Origin of the sequence: Arsenophonus endosymbiont of Apis mellifera, assembly GCF_903968575.1 — a bacterium.
In the GTDB taxonomy this organism is placed as follows: Bacteria; Pseudomonadota; Gammaproteobacteria; order Enterobacterales; family Enterobacteriaceae; genus Arsenophonus; species Arsenophonus apicola.
The window spans coordinates 51579-71968 of sequence record NZ_CAJCFU010000037.1 but is presented as its reverse complement, the minus strand read 5'-3'; the positions used below and the strand labels follow the sequence as shown (position 1 = coordinate 71968).

Sequence of the window (20390 nt, the reverse complement as noted above, 5' to 3'; positions counted from 1 at the left end):
TAATACATTAAAAGAGATTACATTAATTATTATCAATACAATTTAATCCGACAAAAAAGATCGGTATTAAAAATATAATGACCTGTTTTACTTTTTTATCTTATGGAAATCAATGTCAGTAATGTGAATGAGGAGATTTTTAATGCAAGTCAGCAGAAGACAGTTCTTTAAGATCTGTGCTGGCAGTATGGCAGGTACAACGATTGCTGCTTTGGGTTTTGCTCCAACAACAGCATTAGCTTCTGCGCGTCAATATAAACTATTACGTGCTAGGGAAACCCGAAATACCTGTACATACTGTTCAGTTGGTTGTGGATTATTAATGTATAGTCTTGGTGATGGTGCTAAGAATGCCAAAGAAAGCATATTTCACATAGAAGGCGATCCAGACCATCCGGTCAGTCGAGGCGCTTTGTGTCCGAAAGGCGCTGGACTAATCGACTTTATTCATAGTGAAAGTCGTCTGCAATTTCCTGAGTATAGAGCGCCAGGCTCTGATAAGTGGCAGCGTATTAGCTGGCAAGAAGCATTTGATCGGATTGCTAAGTTAATGAAAGCCGATCGGGATGCGAACTTTATTAAAACAGATGCGGCTGGGACAACAGTTAATCGGTGGTTAACAACAGGTATGCTGTGTGCCTCGGCCAGTAGTAACGAAACCGGTTTTATTACCCAGAAATTTTGTCGGGCTCTGGGAATGTTAGCGGTTGATAACCAAGCTCGTGTCTGACATGCGCCAACGGTAGCAAGTCTTGCTCCAACATTTGGTCGCGGTGCCATGACAAACCATTGGGTTGATATTAAAAATGCCGACCTGATCATTGTAATGGGTGGTAATGCGGCGGAAGCTCATCCGGTCGGATTCCGTTGGGCCATCGAAGAAAAAATCCACAATAAAGCCAAGTTGATTGTCATTGATCCGCGTTTTACTCGTACTGCATCAGTGGCAGATTTTTATACTCCTATCCGTTCAGGTACCGATATTACCTTTTTATCTGGTATTATTAATTATTTGATAAATAATAATAAAATTAATAGTGAATATGTACGATCTTATACCAATGCCAATTTAATTGTGCGGGATGATTATCATTTCGACGATGGGTTATTTAGTGGTTATGACGCTAAAAATCGCCAGTATGATAAAACTTCCTGGAATTATGAATTAGATAGCAACGGTTTTGCAAAACGAGATGAATCACTACAACATCCACGTTGTGTTTGGCAGTTACTTAAGTCGCACGTCAATCGATATACAGCAGAAGTGGTCGCCAATATTTGTGGAACTCCACAAGAAGATTTTATCAAGGTTTGTGAATATATTGCTGAAACCAGCGAAAAAGATAAAACCGCTTCTTTTCTCTATGCATTAGGTTGGACACAACATTCCATCGGTGCGCAAAATATTCGCACCATGGCGATGATCCAGCTACTGTTAGGTAATATGGGAATGGCCGGTGGTGGAGTTAATGCTTTACGGGGACATTCCAATATCCAGGGTTTGACCGATCTTGGCCTGCTGTCGCAAAGTTTAACCGGTTATATGACCTTACCATCGGAAAAACATAGCACCTTAGCTAGTTATTTAGCTGCAAATACACCAAAACAGACCCTCCCTGGTCAGGTTAATTATTGGAGTAACTACCCTAAATTTTTTGTTAGTCTAATGAAAACCTTTTATGGCGATAAGGCGCAAAAAGAGAATGATTGGGGCTTTGACTGGTTACCTAAGTGGGATAAAAGTTACGATGTTCTGCAATATTTTGACATGATGAATAAGGGTGAAGTTAATGGCTATATTTGTCAGGGCTTCAATCCACTAGCTTCTTTCCCCAATAAAAATAAAATTATTAGTGCATTGTCCAAATTAAAATTTTTAGTCACTATTGATCCATTAAATACCGAAACCGCTTGTTTCTGGCAAAATCATGGTGAATTTAACGATGTGCAGCCAGCAGAAATCATGACCGAAGTTTTTCGTTTACCCTGCTGCTGTTTTGCCGAGGAAAATGGCTCGATTGTTAATTCCGCTCGTTGGCTACAGTGGCACTGGAAAGGTGCGGATGCACCAGGAGAAGCCCTTGGCGATGGTGAAATTTTAGCCGGAATTTTTCATCGTTTACGTCTGCTTTATCAACAACAAGGTGGCGCAGTACCTGAGCAGTTATTGAACATGCGCTGGAATTATTATGATCCCTATCGTCCAACAGCGGAAGAGATTGCGCAAGAAAGTAATGGTTATGCGTTGGCAGATTTGACTGATACCCAGGGTAATCTTCTGGTAAAAAAAGGTCAGTTACTTTCCGCTTTTGCGCAATTACGCGATGATGGTACCACCAGCAGTGGTTGTTGGATTTTTGCCGGTAGTTGGACGCCGGCGGGTAATCAAATGGCGCGTCGTGATAATGCCGATCCTTCTGGTTTAGGTAATACATTGGGTTGGGCATGGGCTTGGCCAGCTAATCGCCGGATCCTTTATAATCGAGCATCCGCAGATCCAGCTGGTAACCCCTGGGATCCTAAACGTCAATTAATCCAATGGGATGGTAGCAAATGGGCAGGCATTGATATCGCTGATTATAGCACTGCCGCGCCAGATACCGGTGTTGGGCCGTTTATTATGCAACCGGAAGGGTTAGGTCGTTTATTTGCCATAGATAAAATGGCAGAGGGCCCCTTTCCTGAACATTATGAACCTTTTGAAACTCCGTTAGGAACCAATCCTTTACATCCGAATGTTATCTCTAATCCTGCGGCACGCCTATTTGCTGACGATCTTAAAGCATTGGGTAATGCTGAGAAATTTCCTTATGTTGGCACAACTTATCGCTTAACTGAACATTTTCATTTTTGGACAAAACATGCGCATTTGAATGCGGTTATTCAACCCGAACAATTTGTTGAGATTGGTGAACGATTGGCAGAGAAAAAAGGTATCAAAGCAGGCGATGTTGTTAAGGTAAGTTCTAACCGTGGTTATATCAAAGCAAAGGCTGTGGTGACTAAGCGTATCCGTACTTTAAAGGTGGATGGCCGCGAAATTGATACGATTGGTATTCCGATCCATTGGGCTTTTCAAGGATTGACGCGAAAAGGCTTTATTGCCAATACCCTGACGCCATTTGTTGGTGATGCCAATACTCAGACACCTGAGTTTAAAGCGTTTTTGGTTAATGTGGAAAAGGTGTAAGGAGGTAGATGATGGCTTCTCAAGATATTATACGCCGCTCTGCGACTAATTCGCTGACACCTGCTCCTCAAGTACGCAGTGATAAAGAGGCAGTGGCAAAACTAATTGATGTAACCACCTGTATTGGTTGTAAAGCGTGTCAGGTAGCCTGTTCTGAATGGAATGATATTCGTGATGAAATTGGTTATAACGTCGGTGTTTATGATAACCCGTTAGATTTAACGGCCAAATCATGGACGGTGATGCGCTTTACTGAAGTTGAAGAGAAAGGAAAATTAGAATGGCTGATCCGCAAAGATGGCTGTATGCATTGCGCGGATCCGGGTTGTTTGAAAGCTTGCCCTTCTGCAGGTGCGATTATTCAGTATGCCAATGGAATTGTCGATTTTGACTCAGAACATTGTATTGGTTGTGGTTATTGTATTGCCGGTTGTCCTTTTAATATCCCCGGATTAAATAAAGAGGATAATCGAGTTTATAAATGCACCCTTTGTGTTGATCGGGTTGAAGTCGGCCAGGAACCCGCTTGTGTAAAAACTTGTCCGACCGGTGCAATTCATTTTGGTAGTAAAGCAGTGATGAAACAACTGGCTGCTGAACGCGTTGAAGAATTGAAAACCCGTGGTTATCAAAATGCAGCGCTTTATGATCCACAAGGTGTCGGAGGTACCCATGTTATGTATGTATTACATCATGGTGATAAGCCCGAACTGTATCATGGTCTGCCCAATAATCCGACTATCAGTCCCACCGTCACCTTTTGGAAAAATATCTGGAAACCGTTAGCTGCCGTTGGGTTTGCCGTTACTTTTGCCTCAGCATTTTTCCATTATCTGACTGTGGGGCCAAATCGTGTTTCTGATGAGGATGAAGCGCAAAAACCGCCAAATAGAGATGATGCAAGGTCAGAAAAAAGCGAGAAATTGGTGAATAAAAAAAGGGGGATAACTGATGATAAAAAAACCGACTGAAAAAATTATCCGCTACTCTGCCAGTGTAAGAATCAATCACTGGCTAATGGTTATCTTTTTTTTATTTACGGCAATTAGCGGCTTAGGTTTTTTCTTTCCATCGCTAAACTGGTTGATGAATATTTTGGGGACACCACAACTTGCCAGAGTGCTGCATCCATGGTTGGGTACAGTGATGTTTGTACTATTTGTTGGCATGTTTGTTAGATATTTCAAACATAATTTTATTGAAAAACAAGATATTGTTTGGGCAAAAAATATTGGCAAAATTTTGAAAAATGAAGAAGCAGGTGATGTTGGTCAATATAATTTAGGCCAAAAAGGGGTATTTTGGCTAGCAACCGTTTGCCTGTTTTTACTTTTGGTTAGCGGTATTATTATTTGGCGGCCTTATTTTGCCGACTATTTTCCCATCCCGATTATTCGTTTGGCCTTGCTTCTTCATTCTGTTGCGGCGATTGGTCTAATAATGACAATTATTATTCATATTTATGCCGCTATATGGGTAAAAGGCTCTATTCGTGCAATGGTTGAAGGATGGGTAACCCGCGCATGGGCGAAAAAACATCATCCACGATGGTATCGAGAGATTGTTAGAAGAGAGAAGCCTCGGCAAGAAAAGAGCGGTTAACAGCGTTTCTTCGAATAGTAATAACAGGGGCAGAATAATTATATTCTGCTTTTTTATGTTATTAAGCCGTTTATAGATCCCTGTTCGCTTTTGGTCTATTCTGAGATTTATTGGGCAATAATGGTAAAATAAATCATTAAAGAGAGTGCATCTATGAGCATTAGGATTTTACCTAAAGAAGAGATAGGTAAAAATGAGCTAGCCAAAAATGGCATCAGTTATATCCCGCCGGTATTATTTCCAGATTTAAACAATCTATATCAATCCCGGGCTGAACGTTTTCAATCATTAGCGACGCCAGAAAATCCATTTAGTGAATATCTGCTATTTGCCGCTCATGTTACTCGCGCTCAACAAAATGCACTCTATAAACATCCTTTGATGATGGATATCAAGGCTATCCTCCAACAATCGATGAAAGCCAATAAACCGCCATTAGATTGTAAAACTTTCATCCGTACTGACCATTGGCACAAATTATTTGCCTCTTTAATTGCTGAGTTGGTTCCGGTGGTACCTGAACAGGTAAAGCCCGCATTAGAAAATTTGACCAAAGTTTCTATACATGAACTGGAGTTGATGGCAACAGCATTACTCAATGGTGAATTTAGCCGAGTACCCTCAGAACAAGCGCTCTTTATTTGGGCGGCACTTTCCTTGTTTTGGGCACAAATGGCCAGTCAAATCCCAGGTAAGGCAACCGCTGAAAATGGTGAACATCGTCAATTTTGTCCAGTATGTGGCAGCATTCCAGTTTCTAGTGTTGTGCAAATAGGAACCCATCAAGGCTTGCGTTATTTGCATTGTAATTTGTGTGAAACTGAATGGCATGTTGTACGGATAAAATGTAGTAATTGTGAGCAAACAAAAGAATTAGATTATTGGTCTTTAGCCAGTGAATATGCGGCGATTAAGGCTGAGAGTTGTGGTGATTGTGGTAGTTATTTAAAAATTCTTTATCAGGAACAAGATGCGAAGGTTGATGCGGTTGCTGATGATCTGGCTTCCTTGATCCTGGATGCTAAATTGGAAGAAGAGGGATTTGCCCGTAGCAGTATTAATCCATTTTTATTTCCTTGTGAATAAGTTAAGGTTTTAATCGGTTATGTCCAAAGATGTTACTTCATTATATCGTCAGTTACCGGCCATCGATTATTTACTGAATGAAGCGTCGGTTTTATCCTTGATAGAAGGTTATGGTCGAACTCAAGTAACAAAGATATTACGCAATATGCAGCAGCATGCACGGGAGCAAATAAAACAACAGCAATGCTTACCTGTGTGGCAAAGTGATTGGATTGCTGCACTTACTCATCAACTCCAACGGCAGCAGAGTTCTGGCTTGCGGCCAGTTTTTAATTTAACCGGTACAGTGTTACATACTAATTTGGGTCGTGCGTTAATGGCAGAAGAAGCGATTGAAGCGGTGACTCGAGTGATGCGCTATCCAGTGACTTTAGAATATACGCTTGATGACGCGGTACGTGGACATCGAGATCGTATAATAGCTGATTTACTTTGTGAACTAACCGGTGCGGAAGATGCTTGTATTGTCAATAATAATGCTGCCGCAGTGTTATTAATGTTAGCAACCATCGCAGCGGGACGACAAGTTATTGTGTCGCGAGGAGAATTGGTCGAAATTGGTGGAGCATTTCGCGTGCCAGAGGTAATGAAACAGGCGGGTTGTCAGCTGGTGGAGGTAGGAACAACGAATCGAACTTATCTGCAAGATTACCAGCGTGCAATAAATGAAGAGACGGCTCTGTTAATGAAAGTCCACACCAGTAATTACCGTATCTTAGGTTTTACCGCTGAGGTTGAAGGTCAGCAACTCGCTCAACTTGGTACTGAATATAACATTGCTACTGCGATTGATGTAGGCAGTGGTGCTTTGATTGATATGACCCAATATGGTTTACCGGCTGAGCCTATGCCGCAACACTATCTGGCACAAGGCGTTGATCTGGTCTCTATTTCAGGTGATAAATTACTTGGTGGCCCACAGGCAGGAATTATTTTGGGCAAAAAATGTTGGATTGACGCCATTCAACAACATCCATTAAAACGCGCGTTACGAGCGGATAAAATGACCTTAGCTGCCCTAGAGGCCACATTGCGGATCTACCAGCATGGCGAAAAAGTGACAACTTCGTTACCCACCCTTAACTTTTTGACACGACCGCAAGCGGAAATTCGCAAATTGGCCCGGCGGCTTATTGAGCCGATAAAGCATCACTATGGTGACCAATTTAGTGTTAACGATGAAGCCTGTTTTTCCCAGATTGGTAGTGGTTCACTGCCAAATGAACGTCTGGCTAGTTGGGCAATAACATTTACGCCTAAAAATAATAAACATAATCAATTAGTCTCGTTGTCTCGTCAATGGCGACAATTAGCTACCCCAATTATTGGTAGGATTTCCGCTGGCCGCTTATGGCTTGACTTACGCTGCCTTGATGATGAGGCTAAGTTATTACAGGTTTTATTAACACAATGATTTTTGCTACCGCGGGTCATGTTGACCATGGAAAAACTGCCCTGATTCAAGCCTTGACAGGGATTAATACACTACATTTACCTGAAGAAAAAAAACGCGGCATGACGATTGATCTTGGCTTTGCCTATTGGCCCCAAGCAGATGGCAGTTCAATCGGTTTTGTTGATGTTCCCGGTCATGAAAAGTTTCTCGCTAATATGTTGGCTGGTATTGGTGGCATATCCCATATATTGCTGATCGTAGCTTGTGATGATGGCATTATGGCGCAAACCAGAGAACACCTGGCTATTTTACGTTTAATAGGTCGCCCACAGGTAATTACTGTATTGACTAAAGCTGATCGTGTCTCCGCTAAGCAGGTTCAAGCGGTACAATTGGCAATTTCACAATTGTTGGCAGAGCATGGCTGGTTGCAGGTACCTTGTTTTGTCACTTCTAGCTTGACTGGTGAAGGCATTTCTTTATTGCGATCACATTTGCAAATATTACACGGTCAGATAGGCCAGCATGCCAAACTTGGTCATCGATTTCGTTTAGCGATCGATCGTGTGTTTAATGTCAAAGGTGCAGGTATAGTCGTAACTGGCACAGCTTTGTCTGGCCAAGTTTCTATTGGTGATACCCTATGGTTAACCGGAATAGATAAGCAAGTTAAAATTCGGCGATTGCATGCGCAAAATCAACTGGTTTCACAGGCACAAGCCGGTGAGCGGATTGCTTTAAATCTGACCGGTGATATTAGCAAAAAACAGATTTCTCGTGGCGATTGGTTGTTAAGTGAACAGCCGGTGTTTGCGGTTAATAAGGTGCTGGTTGAAGTTGAAGCCAATGAATGTTTAAAAAATTGGCAACCATTACATCTCTATCATGCTGCCAGTCATGTGACCGGACGTATCGCTTTATTAAACCAACCATCAGACAAACCATTACTAGCTGAGTTATCCTTCGATAAGCCTTTATGGCTGGTGGATAATGATCATTTAGTCTTGCGTGATATTAGTGCTCAACGTACTCTTGCTGGTGCGCGGGTAATAAAACTTCATTCGCCGCGTCGTGGTAAACGCCAAGCCACTTTCCTTTGTTGGTTATCGCAGTTGGCTAATATGATAGGCGATAAAGAAAATTTGGCATTTCAGCTACCAAACGGTGAATTATCACTTAGCGATTATGGTTGGGCGCGTCAACTAACGAGTTCCGCATTACAAGCGTTAGTTGCGCAATTTGATGTGCTTATAGTTAACAATATTGCCCTTTCTCAAGTTAATGCCGAGCAGGCTAAACAGCATTTGGTACAAACATTAGCTGAGTATCATCAAAATCATGCTGATCAGCTAGGCCTGGGTCGGGCCCGCTTAAAACGCATGGCTTTACCTGGGTTGAATGATGAGCTGGTGTTTACCCTACTCCGGCAACTGGTTGATGAAAAAAAGGTTATGCAAACCCATGGCTGGCTCCATTTAGCCGAACATAGTTTAGTATTTGATCGGCAACAGGCGCAATTATGGCAACAGTTAGAGCCCTACTTTGTGGCAGAACAGCCTTGGTGGGTACGGGAATTAGCGGTAAAAATTCAGCAAGATGAAGACATCGTTCGCCATTTGCTGCGAAAAGCGGCAAAAATGGGTTTAATTACCGCTATTGTGTCAGATCGTTATTATCATAATCTACAAATACAGCAATTTGCCGCCATTATCCGGCATTATAATCATCGCGAAGGTGCCATTACGGTCGCCAATTTTCGCGATGAATTAGCAATAGGGCGAAAATTAGCGGTGCAGATTTTGGAATTTTTTGATCGAAGCGGTTTTACCCGACGTAAATTTGATGCGCATATTTTAAGAGATAAAGGGTTGTTTTAATAAATTATTTTTAAGTTGCTGATATTTGGGACGCATATAAATTTATTAGCATGCAAGGAATTGGCATAATTTTCTATCATCACAATATATTCACTTTTCCTTTTATTGATTGAAATTTGTTGCTTTATGGAGTCAGCAATGAAAGCGATTGTTTTTACTGATCCTACCCTACCACTGAGCGATATACATTCACTTTATGAAACCGAGTTAGCAAAGCCCCAACCACAGCCGCGTGATCTGTTGGTAAAAATTGCGGCTATTGCGGTAAATCCGGTAGATTGCAAAATCCGCCAGCGTGAAAAGCCTAATGTGCCACGTATTTTAGGTTGGGATGCTTGTGGTGTGGTGGAGTCTGTTGGTAGTGAGGTCACGTTATTTAAACCTGGCGATTGGGTCTATTATGCCGGTTCAATTGATCGGCCCGGATGTTATGCCGAATATGGACTAGTCGATGAGCGCATTGTCGGCCATAAACCAAAATTGTTAACTGCCGTTCAAGCAGCCGCTTTGCCATTAACCTCAATTACCGCTTGGGAACTGTTATTTGACCGGTTAGCGGTAGCGGAGAATGGCGCTGCCGGTAGGTCTATATTAATTTTTGGCGCCGCTGGCGGTGTTGGTTCGATGCTGATCCAATTAGCGCGCCAGCTGACAAAGTTGCGCGTTTTAGCCACCGCTTCACGGTCGGAAACACAACAATGGGTTAGTGAGCTAGGGGCACATGCGGTTATTGATCATAAAAAACCTTTTAGCCAACAACTTGTTGCGTTAGGTATTCAGCATGTCGACTATGTGGCTTCATTAACTCACAGTGATGATTATTATCAGCAGGTGTTGGATATTCTTATTCCACAAGGAAAATTAGCCTTAATCGATGATCCTAAAACCTTAGATATTATGCCAATGAAACGTAAAGCCCTTTCATTGCATTGGGAATTTATGTTTACGCGGCCTGTTTTTCAAACCAGAGATATGATCAAACAGCATCAATTATTGCAACGCGTGGCCGAATTGATTGATCAAGGGATATTAAAAACTACCATCAGCGAAGAAATGGGTAAAATTAGTGCTGAAAATTTACGACTTGCTCATCAAAGGATAGCGAGTGGCAAGGTTTGGGGCAAGCTGGTATTGGCGGGTTTTTAATCTACTGATTAGGCTCTTGATCTAACTTTAGCTGTGCTGAATTTGCACTTCTTTTTATTATTGACTAATTGTATATGTTGGCGAAGGAAATAAGTCCCGGATGCGCTTTTGTGCTACACAAAAGATAAATATTTTTCATTTCTCTGTAGAAGCTAAAAAGCTATGAAATATTTAATAACAGGATGTGCCGGTTTTATTGGATTTACTCTATGTCAGCGTTTATTACAAAATGGTCATCAGGTGGTTGGTCTGGATAATCTGAATCACTATTATGATCCTGATTTAAAAAAAGCCCGCCTGGAACGCTTAACGATTTATTCGCAATTTCAATTTTTGCGGCTGGACATTATTGAACGTGAAAAAGTGATTGAAGTGATTACCTTAGGCAAATTTGATCGGGTAATTCATCTTGCTGCGCAGGCAGGTGTTCGCTACTCGTTAAAGGATCCTTTTGCTTATGCGGATAGTAATTTAACCGGTTTCTTATCTATATTAGAAGGTTGTTACTATGGCCAGATCCCCCATCTTATCTATGCTTCTTCCAGTTCAGTATATGGTATGAATAATCAATTTCCTTGTTCTACCGATATGTCCGTTGATCATCCGATCTCTCTCTATGCGGCCACTAAAAGAGCCAATGAGTTAATGGCGCATGCTTACTCTCATCTGTATAATTTGCCAACTACCGGGTTACGCTTTTTTACTGTTTATGGTCCTTGGGGACGGCCAGATATGGCGTTATTTAAATTCACTAAAGCTATTTTGGAGATGAAGCCGATTGATGTATATAATAATGGCGATCTGAGCCGCGACTTTACTTTTGTTGAAGATATTGTTGCAGGAATATTATCAATTGCTGATATCATTCCACCAAAAAAGACCGACAGATCTTTAACGGTTAACAGTGATGCGCCTTATCGTATTTATAATATTGGTAACGGTCAGCCAATAAAATTATTGGATTTTATTTCCGCCCTCGAGCAGGCATTAGGAAAAAAAGCGATTAAAAATATGTTGCCAATGCAAGCCGGTGATGTTCATACCACTTGGGCCGATACCAAAGATTTATTTTCGTTAACCGGTTATCGGCCACAGATTTCGATTAAAGAAGGGGTAAAAGCGTTTGTTGACTGGTATCGGACTTATTATCGCGTTTAGCCTGGATCCTAAATATTTGAGAGGTTAGTTTTGAAAATTGCTATTGCAGGAACAGGTTATGTTGGCCTGTCGAATGCGATGTTGTTAGCGCAGCATCATGAAGTGGTGGCGTTAGATATTATTGCTGAAAAAGTTGCGATGCTAAATAACCAGCAATCACCCATAGTGGATAAAGAAATTGAAAGGTTTCTTACAGAAAAAGAACTAAATTTTAGGGCAACGACGGATAAACAACAGGCTTACCAGGGGGCAGATTATGTGATTGTTGCTACCCCGACTGATTATGATGCCAAAACTAATTATTTTAATACTTGTTCCGTTGAAGCGGTAATTGATGATGTAAACCACATTAATCCAGCCGCTACCATTGTTATTAAGTCAACCATCCCGGTGGGTTTTGTTGCCCGTTTGCAGCAAGAAAAAGGGTATAAAAATATCATTTTTTCACCAGAATTTTTACGTGAAGGCAGAGCGCTATATGACAATCTATATCCTTCTCGGATTGTGGTAGGAGAACGTTCTGAGCGCGCCAAGATTTTTGCCGATTTGTTATTAGAAGGTGCGCTGAAAAAGGATGTTGCAGTATTGTTTACCGATGCTACCGAGGCAGAAGCGATAAAATTATTTGCCAATACCTATCTGGCGATGCGGGTTGCCTTTTTTAATGAATTAGATACTTACGCTCATAGTCGCGGACTGGATAGTCGCCAAATTATTGAAGGTGTTTCACTGGATCCACGTATTGGCAGCCACTATAACAACCCCTCTTTTGGTTATGGTGGTTATTGTTTGCCAAAAGACACTAAGCAGTTACTCGCTAACTATGATGATGTGCCAAACAATTTGATTAATGCAATCGTCGAATCCAATCGAACGCGTAAAGATTACATTGCCGAGACGATCATTAGTCAAAATCCGCAAAAAGTGGGTGTTTATCGTTTAGTGATGAAAGCTGGTTCGGATAATTTTCGCGCTTCTGCGGTACAAGGAGTGATGAAACGCATTAAAGCGAAAGGAATCGAAGTGGTGGTTTATGAGCCGGTTTTACAACAAAATGAGTTCTTTCACTCCAAAGTGATCACCAATTTAGCCGACTTTAAAGCTCAGTGCGATATTATTTTGGCTAATAGATTGGTGCCTGAACTGGAAGATGTCAAAGATAAAGTCTATACCCGCGATCTATTTGGTCACGATTAATTTTCATCACTATTCAGGCGTCAACAGGTTATTAAATTTGGCGCCTGTCATTATTCTATTCTAAAAAGCAACATTAACCACCAGTGTATCAGTATAGTTACCGCTAGTTGGCGTATTTTGGCCACTAAGAATTTTCGCCACATAATTGTAGGTACGAGTCAGTTGATCAGCACTGACAGTGGTGGAATTGGCACTCGACCATAATTCGCTACCACTCGATCCCCAGCGGGTAGTAGTGGTACCTTGATAAATATCATAACTAATCAAATTACTACCATTTTTCATATTGCGCACATTGTTAACGGCATTGAGGCCATTATTGATGCTAACATTGTAGAGACTGCCTTTAGTGCAGGTGATAGAGATGGTTTGCGATACATTAGGAAAGCTGCTGAGTAATGGCGCAGTACCAAAATTAATGTTAGGGGCTGTGATAGTTGAGCAATCATTGGTTACGATCAAGGTGACGGTAGGCGAGAGGATAGTGCTGCCGGTTTGTTGATTTAAGCAGACATTACCAATACCTAATAGCCCACAAATATTCCAGTTGATGGTCAGATTTAGCGTTACATTATAAGTGCCGGCCGATAAATTCTGGCCGGTGACAGTTTGAAAATAGATCGGAATAGTAAATACGTTGCCGCCTAATAATGAAATCAGATCTGTGGATAAATAATTGATGGTACTGCCAATCGGGGTAGTGGTGGCGCAGTTAGAAGCTTTACACATATTAATCGGTTCGAGATCGGCATTGGCAGTATTTTTCATCGCCGCTTGTGTGCCGCTGCTGCTTGAAGCACTATTCAGTTTGGCTGAGATAGTATCGGTGGTTAACAAGGAAGCCAGTACTACCCCGCAGGTGACAACCAGATTAGCCGAGGTAGTTTGCACGGTACTATTGATGACAAAAGAACTCTGGCTACCAAATGAGGCATTCTGCATGGTGGCGCTACAAGCGGCCCAGACCGGATTGTTGAACAGGCCGATTAATAACAATAAAAAGGCAGAAAATAAACCTTTATTCATAATAACTCCTGCTGTTGCCAGCTAAAGTGCAAGTGAGTGGGCCGTAAGTCTTTAGTTGCTGGTTAGGGTTTGCAGGTAGTTGTAAACTAACCTGGCAGTGCTGACCTTCCGGTGTGCGGACACTGAGCACATTGTTTGGCTCCAATTCTTCCAGATAAACCAGCCCATCCCAACCAACATAAGTGTCTGCTTTGCCTGCCCGGGCAACCACGCTGGCTAATGGTATGGCCTTGCCATATTGATCGGTTAGGATCACGCTAGCAGCATGACGGACTTTTATTGGGAAATGTAGCAGATAGCCTCGGCCGCGTTTGACTGAGAGGCGTCGCTCGGTGCTATCAGCATAAATATCAGGGGGCAAATTGAGGGTATTGATGCGGAATTGTGCTGGATAGTAGGCTGGAACACTGGGGATCAATAGATAACCAGATTTGCCAGTGTTACCATAGGGTTGGTGCTCATAATCAACGGTAATATTAGGGTAGCCATCAGTAGTGACTAGGACAAAGCCATCATTAATTTTGTTAGCAGCCTGGATTGTGCCGTCCATTAGTACTAGTGAGCCAGTTACATTACCCCATTGGCCATAGTTGCCGGATGAACCATAGATCCCGGCCTGCATTTGGACATGGGCGTTGCGCCATCCCAAGGAAGCTTGTTGATAATCGTCTTGTGCATCTTGATGGGCGTAGGCCAGATTCCAGCTGAATCCGCCGTCGCTTGGCATAGCGTGGCTATAGGTGACGCGCTGACTATTTTGCCCGGCGGCATTGCGTTGCGTATCTAAGGTAACGGAATCCAAAAAGTTGAATGGAATTTGCAATACTAGCGCAAATGACCAGTTATTTTGCGAATAGTCACGGCTGGCTGAAGCATACAAATTACTATTACCCCATAGACCTTTACTCCATGAGAAATTGAGCAACCGGTTTTTATCACCGTTAAAGCTCTCAATATCCAAGTAAGCCAGGCCAACACTACCAAATTGATCTAGCGATAATGAGGCGGAATATTATGAACTACGTCGGCTTAAGCTGAAAAGGGGTTGGTTGTCGCTGAGATTGTTTGGTTGATCATAGAGTGCCAAATTACCAAACTTGCTATCGCGTAGGGTATGTTGGGTGGCTAGGTTTAAACGAGACTGGATATATTGGTAACCCCAGTTGATCTGATCACCACGCTGGCCTCGCATCTGGCTGAATGTATAAGCGCCATTAAGCACACCAAAGTTACCCAGTTTGACTAAGCCACCCAAGCCACCTAAGGCCAGGGAAGAGGCCGCTTCAGCATGTGACTCTAGTGTCAGCCAATCAGTGGCGCCATAACGGTAAGAACCACTAGCAGCTAGTGGGCCGTAGGAGAAGTTTTTAATGCCATAGTCGCGGCGTAGTGCGCCGATAGAAAAGGCGCCATCGGACAGACCCGGTTTGAGTAAGCTACTGGTCACATAAAATGGTAAGGTAGTGGAAACTTGTCGTCCAAGGGCATCGGTGGTAACCAGTACTGCTTCACCCGAGCCATTAATATAGGGAATATCGGTGATAGTAAAAGGGCCGGGTTGTAGCTGGTGATTACTGGATCGATAGCCATTGATAAATAGATCCACGGCAGTCGGTACCGCCGCTTTACCGGCAAAGGTCGGTAATGGATAGGTAATAATATCTGGCCGGATAGAGAAGTCACGAGACAGTGACAAGCCGCCCATGCGGACACTACTATTCCAGCTTAAAGCATTACTAATCAGGTCACCAACCGTCCAGCTTAAGATATGGTTTTCATTCTCATTGCTATAACTGGTGTCGTAACGGGTAAAACCCTGATTATTGTTATCGCTACCGGCAATTTGCTGTTTAAATACCCCGGTGCTGGATAAAGTCCCTGCCGTACTAAATAAACGCAGTTCATTCCAGACCGAAAGTTGGGTGTGATTATGCTGAGTTCGATTAGCGTAGATATCATAATTAAATAGTGCTCCCTGGCTACTCAGTCCCTGATAGCGACGCGGGGCATTGCCAATATTGAGATCCTGTTGCGGTAACCAACTATCTGGCACTTGTAATAACAGGCGTTGTTGAGCACTGTCATATTTGACTTCTACCTCGGACATGGCACTGACATCCAGTTGTGACTGTGTTAACCGAGATGCTGGCAACCCCGCTTTTTGTAAATCAGCGGCAGATAGCCAAAAATGGCCATTGCGTTCATTAACCACCGCAATGATGCCAGTGGCATACTGATTAACCACTAACTCCAATCTATATTGTAAGTTTTGTGGTTTAATTTTGCCGCTTGGTGGTGGCGGCAATTCCGTCCAGCTATTATTCGCTGCTATCGATATTAGCGGCAAAGATAACGTGAACAGTAAGCTAAATCCGCTGGTTAATTTAGCTGGCAGGTGAACGGTTTTCATCTTTACTGGTTTAATCCAGCGCTAGATGCTTGCCATAATTGTTTATCAGTATTAATTTGTGCTGTTAATTGTTGTGGCTGGTTAACGCCTGCCGGTAACGGCCAAATATAGCTTGAGCCGGCTAACACATAACCAAACATGCTATTGGCCAACACAATACGTTTTTTGCCTTGTTGCACAGCAACTTTACTCAATCGGGCATGGATCGGGCCTTGATTGATGATTTTCAGCGCCGGCTTGCAATTTAATCGGGTCAACTGCCAACTAGGTATTTTTGATCTAGTTGAATTGGATTGCCTGAATTACGTATATAGTTAACGCCTTCACCATAAACAAACAGAGGAAGGGAAAAGCGCATTTGCATGTTGAGCCCAAATTTCGGCACGGCTAAGTTTTCGGCGGTTAGAATTTCATCGGCCAACAGGCGGTAGGCAACTTCTTTACCAGCTGGTACTGGTGCTTGTTTTATCAGACGGATCAGCTGTTTTTGGCCCGGCTCAATGCGCATAAAAGGCGGACTGGCGACAACTACTTGCTGATTGCTGTAGCGATCTTTGCCATCGACCTGCTGCCAGCTAATCACTCTGATCTGCATGGTGGTGGGCTCGGAGCCCTTATTTTCGATCCAGAATTCAGTGGCATTATCCTTAGCGGTTAATACCGGATCCATCGGCCAAAGCATTACATGGTTAGCCGATTTTGCCGTTGGCAAGAACATTATTAAGGTCAAAAACAAGAATGTGGAAAATCTGTATAATATTGGTTGCGAAACATTGATCATATAGTCTTCCTCCCTGATCACCAGGATAATGTTACCGTTAATACGTCAGTGTAGGTTCCGGATGGGTTATTAGCGCCATTCATTTGCAGCACGCCATAGATGGGTATAATAATATTATTGCTATTGCTGTAACTGACGGAGACATTCTGATTGAGTCCAATTGAAATGGTGTGGGCACTATCCGCATAAAGTAGGTAAGGTAGCAGCGTGCTAAAACCGCTCTGTTTGACATTACGAGTCGTGGTGTAGTTATTGCCACCGTCAATACTCATGCTAAGTACGGTACCGGGGGTACAGGCTAAAGTTAACGAGGTATTGGGGGTTAAACTGGCATTAAAATTACCATTCGCATTACTGGGATGGCTGCCAAAATCAAGGGTACCAAACAGGGTACCGCCGGATACCACACAGCCATTGGCAATGGTGGCGGCAACCTGAAAGGATTGGCTGGTAAGGGCATAACTTGGCAGTGCACTAAAAATAACTAACAACACAAAAAAATAGATTAAATTATTATCAAATAATAGCCATACAACGTTGTTGCCAGACATATTTCATCCTGAAAAATAATATCAATTAATAAGTTATGGTAATATTAAGTACGTCAGTATAGGTTCCTGCTGTGATACCCGTATTTGTACCATTGCCAACAATTTGACCATATAACGTATAGGTCTCCGTGCCAGGTGTTGGCGTTGAAGCAGGGGGAATAGTGGCACCATTGGTAAGGGCGGTGCCCGGCGTAGGCGACGGGTTAGTTGCATAAACACTATAGTAAACGCCGTCGTTAGTAACTGATGAATTAGCAAAACGTTGTGGGGTACCAGGAGTACCAACGACGGTACCTGAAGGGGCTGTGTTTACACTATTCGTTAGAACGGCAGAAGGAGTATCATTGGCCGGGCACTGTACGGTAAATGATGAGCTGGCACCATTAGCAAGTTGGGTTGTCAGTGTAGTAAAAGTAGTCGGTTGAGTACCAAAATTGAGGTTACCCAAGGGAACGCCAGTAGTATTATTCGAGCCATTAACAATGCAGGCATTAGTTAGTACTAGGGTAACATTTACCGTCCCAGTGGTGGTGGCTGCCAGAGCCGAATGAGAGGCTAACAAACAGCCTATAACCGTGATCAAACGTATACCTTTCATTATGGCTCCTTATCTGATAGCGAACATAGCTGTTTAATTTTTGCTAAAGCAATTATTGCTATTCATGACTGACAGTAATTACTGCTTATGACAATAAAAAGTTATAACAATAAAGAATAATTTTATTACCATGATTTTTTATTTGAGTATTGAGTAGAAAGTCAAAAATTGCCGATAAAATAAATGATTTTTTTGCTAATTAATTTTTTTGTCATAAGAAATTATTTTTATTTAGTAAATTGAAGTTATTATCTTATTCTGCTAACAAATAGTTGTTAATTAATATATCGTGCATTTTTTCTTAAATGAAGGTTGGCATATTAAACTGATATTTATTTCTAATTTATTGATTCAAAGTTTATTTTTAAATCCGTCTCCAATCATATTGAATTAGTTAGTTTGGCTGTAAATAGTTCATTTCACGAGACTAGACAGGGTGGTTTTATATTTATGGAAAGGCATTAAATTAACAGAATAGTTACAGTAGTCATAGTAAACTAAATATATATTCGAGTTTTCGTCTCTCTCTTTTTTGTTTATTATAACGGCCGTATTTTCATTTTATCGCTATTTAATCAGTGAGAATAATTTTAGCCCCAGCTGTTTTGCTAAGCTGGGGTGAATGCCGTAATCAATCACTGTAAGATCTGATTTGAACTGATAAATTATTTAACTGATGTGAGGTTATATTGCTTCTTGTTAGTTTTATAATCCTTAGCAAGTAAACCTTCATATTCATATATAGATTCAGCATCAGATCCATATCCTGAATCAGTTCGAGTCGTGTTGAGGTCGCTAGGCGATTGTTCAAACAAGGATTTATCAGCCATTATTTCATCAAAATCTGATGCTAAATCATCAGATTGTAATCCTAAATCACCAAACTCAACTTTTGGCTTATTAAACTCAAATTCTGCATCATCAAACTGTAATTCTGGCTCATCAAACTCAAATGCTGAGTTATCAGCATTTAACTCTAAATTATAAAACTTGACACCCGCAGCTTTATTATTAAGAAAATAGTTTATAGCAGCTGAATTTAAATCATCATCAATATATTCACCCGGTTGATTTAATGGTAGCGCCCATAATTCAGCAAGTGTCTTATCACCAATTTTAATCGCACTAAGTTTTTCATTAACAATCGCGCGTTCTTGTTCGCTTAGGTAAGTACTATCCTGTGTTATCACATCATAAACATCCGCTTTGGTTTGTTGCAAAATATCGATAAAGAGAGGATCACTTATGCTGGTATATTGATTGAAAAACATCTCTCGCAGATTATCGTACTGTTTGTTAGCTAATGTATTTTTTAAAAAATTGTTCTCTAATTCGCCAGTGCGGATAGAAAATATCAGTTGTTTATCATTTTTAAATGCAGCGATCAGTTCATTAGGTTTGTTGCTATTTTTAATGCCAAGATAATTATCTTTACTATAAGCACTGTCGTCTAATTTTTCTCGCAAACTATTTTGTTCTTTTTCACTGCCAGCTGTATATCTAATTGTGAAGTTTAATAGTTGCTTGATATCGGGATTTTCCGCCGAGAGAGCTTCTTCTAATTTCATACTAATATTTTTAACATGAAAATTAGCTAATTGATCTCTTTCATCAATACTCTTGGTTTTTTCAAACACTTTATCGCAGTTATATAAGGTAAAATCGCCAACTTTTAATTGATATCCCCAGTCTTCATTGGCATCTTTCGGGGTAATTTCTAATTTAAACTGATTATGATATTTAGGCAGTGCCATTTTTCTCAGTTCGATAAATTTTTCCAACCGATTTGATTCCGGATTAGAAACAGCGCTATTCTTTACATCTTGAATAGTTTCAAACAGTTGTTCTATTTTTTGACGTTTGACGCCTCCTTTAAACCAATCGATTATCGAGTCAATAAAATCGGATACGTTATTTATTTTGGTTGCTTCATTTAAGCTATTAGCTCCCAAAATCTGATGAAACTTTTTATCACTAATGGTTAGTGGTGTTGTTGTCGAAGGGAAACTTATTGCCATAATATCCTCAAAAAGTCAGTGAAACCTTAGTTTTGGTTATCTAATACAATCAGCAAAATATAGGAATAAAAACGATTAACCTATTCAAAATGGTAAAAATAAATCAAAATTTTCATATTCAATCAGTTGGTTAATTATTATTATTGATTATATTTATTGTTTTTTTTAATTAAATTAATATATTTTGCTTGTAACTTTTAAATTAAAAATATTTTTTGCTATCTTTACCGTCTGTCAATATAAAATATATTTTTTAGTAAAATAGAAATAAGTTTTTAACTATATTTCTTTGTTCGCTTTTATTAGTTAGATTATTGTCCTTGATTAAGAGCATCATTTATTACTATTAGACTT

The 20390-nt window shown here is 41.1% G+C and carries 17 protein-coding genes and 1 pseudogene; 9 read left to right on the top strand and 9 right to left on the bottom strand.

What is annotated here, in order from left to right:
- Window positions 1-142: 142 nt before the first annotated feature.
- The 9 genes from fdnG (at window position 143) to H1X92_RS04725 (ending at window position 12652) form a co-directional block, all read left to right on the top strand.
- A complete protein-coding gene (fdnG, locus tag H1X92_RS04765) occupies window positions 143-3190 on the top strand; it encodes a formate dehydrogenase-N subunit alpha (protein WP_180559081.1) in 3048 nt (1015 codons plus the stop codon).
- 11 nt (window positions 3191-3201) lie between these two features.
- The gene (gene fdxH / locus H1X92_RS04760) at window positions 3202-4161 is read left to right on the top strand and encodes a formate dehydrogenase subunit beta (RefSeq protein WP_180559122.1); all 960 of its coding nucleotides are present in this window, start codon (window positions 3202-3204) and stop codon (window positions 4159-4161) included.
- Window positions 4142-4792 (top strand): formate dehydrogenase cytochrome b556 subunit, encoded by a 651-nt coding sequence (gene fdoI, locus H1X92_RS04755; RefSeq protein WP_180559080.1) that lies wholly within the window; start codon window positions 4142-4144, stop codon window positions 4790-4792. Before fdxH ends, fdoI begins: the two co-directional genes overlap by 20 nt.
- Window positions 4793-4945: 153 nt before the next feature.
- Entirely contained in the window at window positions 4946-5878 is a 933-nt protein-coding gene (gene fdhE / locus H1X92_RS04750) for a formate dehydrogenase accessory protein FdhE (RefSeq protein WP_180559079.1), read from the top strand.
- Window positions 5879-5897: 19 nt separating this feature from the next.
- Window positions 5898-7292, top strand: coding sequence for an L-seryl-tRNA(Sec) selenium transferase (selA, locus tag H1X92_RS04745; protein WP_180559078.1), 1395 nt, complete (start codon window positions 5898-5900; stop codon window positions 7290-7292).
- Window positions 7289-9151: a selenocysteine-specific translation elongation factor gene (gene selB / locus H1X92_RS04740; protein ID WP_180559077.1), complete on the top strand. Its 1863-nt coding sequence runs from the start codon at window positions 7289-7291 to the stop codon at window positions 9149-9151. The genes selA and selB overlap by 4 nt, the downstream gene beginning before the upstream one ends.
- A gap of 138 nt (window positions 9152-9289) precedes the next feature.
- Window positions 9290-10297 (top strand): zinc-binding alcohol dehydrogenase family protein, encoded by a 1008-nt coding sequence (locus H1X92_RS04735; RefSeq protein WP_180559076.1) that lies wholly within the window; start codon window positions 9290-9292, stop codon window positions 10295-10297.
- Between the two features lie 162 nt (window positions 10298-10459).
- The gene (locus tag H1X92_RS04730; protein ID WP_180559075.1) at window positions 10460-11455 is read left to right on the top strand and encodes an NAD-dependent epimerase; all 996 of its coding nucleotides are present in this window, start codon (window positions 10460-10462) and stop codon (window positions 11453-11455) included.
- Between the two features lie 30 nt (window positions 11456-11485).
- Window positions 11486-12652 carry a nucleotide sugar dehydrogenase gene (locus H1X92_RS04725; RefSeq protein ID WP_180559074.1) on the top strand — a complete coding sequence of 389 codons (1167 nt, stop codon included), beginning with the start codon at window positions 11486-11488 and terminating at the stop codon, window positions 12650-12652.
- 60 nt (window positions 12653-12712) lie between these two features.
- On the opposite strand, the gene H1X92_RS04720 is transcribed toward H1X92_RS04725, so the two are convergent.
- The 9 genes and pseudogenes from H1X92_RS04720 to H1X92_RS04695 form a co-directional block, all read right to left on the bottom strand.
- Complete coding sequence (locus H1X92_RS04720) at window positions 12713-13678, bottom strand: Csu type fimbrial protein (RefSeq protein ID WP_180559073.1); 966 nt, start codon at window positions 13676-13678, stop codon at window positions 12713-12715.
- The gene (locus tag H1X92_RS16070; protein ID WP_255498980.1) at window positions 13671-13934 is read right to left on the bottom strand and encodes a FimD/PapC C-terminal domain-containing protein; all 264 of its coding nucleotides are present in this window, start codon (window positions 13932-13934) and stop codon (window positions 13671-13673) included. Before H1X92_RS16070 ends, H1X92_RS04720 begins: the two co-directional genes overlap by 8 nt.
- 66 nt (window positions 13935-14000) lie before the next feature.
- A pseudogene (locus H1X92_RS15800) lies at window positions 14001-14669 on the bottom strand (fimbria/pilus outer membrane usher protein); the annotation flags it as partial.
- Window positions 14670-14690: 21 nt separating this feature from the next.
- Complete coding sequence (locus H1X92_RS15795; protein WP_225506647.1) at window positions 14691-16088, bottom strand: fimbria/pilus outer membrane usher protein; 1398 nt, start codon at window positions 16086-16088, stop codon at window positions 14691-14693.
- Window positions 16089-16090: 2 nt separating this feature from the next.
- Complete coding sequence (locus H1X92_RS15790; RefSeq protein WP_233458125.1) at window positions 16091-16345, bottom strand: hypothetical protein; 255 nt, start codon at window positions 16343-16345, stop codon at window positions 16091-16093.
- On the bottom strand, window positions 16342-16869 hold the full coding sequence (locus H1X92_RS15785) for a fimbrial biogenesis chaperone (protein WP_233458124.1): 528 nt from the start codon (window positions 16867-16869) through the stop codon (window positions 16342-16344). The genes H1X92_RS15790 and H1X92_RS15785 overlap by 4 nt, the downstream gene beginning before the upstream one ends.
- A 17-nt stretch (window positions 16870-16886) precedes the next feature.
- The gene (locus tag H1X92_RS04705) at window positions 16887-17420 is read right to left on the bottom strand and encodes a Csu type fimbrial protein (RefSeq protein WP_180559072.1); all 534 of its coding nucleotides are present in this window, start codon (window positions 17418-17420) and stop codon (window positions 16887-16889) included.
- A 25-nt stretch (window positions 17421-17445) separates the two neighbouring features.
- Complete coding sequence (locus tag H1X92_RS04700) at window positions 17446-18018, bottom strand: spore coat protein U domain-containing protein (RefSeq protein WP_180559071.1); 573 nt, start codon at window positions 18016-18018, stop codon at window positions 17446-17448.
- Window positions 18019-18683: 665 nt separating this feature from the next.
- A complete protein-coding gene (locus H1X92_RS04695) occupies window positions 18684-19799 on the bottom strand; it encodes a hypothetical protein (RefSeq protein WP_180559070.1) in 1116 nt (371 codons plus the stop codon).
- Window positions 19800-20390: the final 591 nt, after the last annotated feature.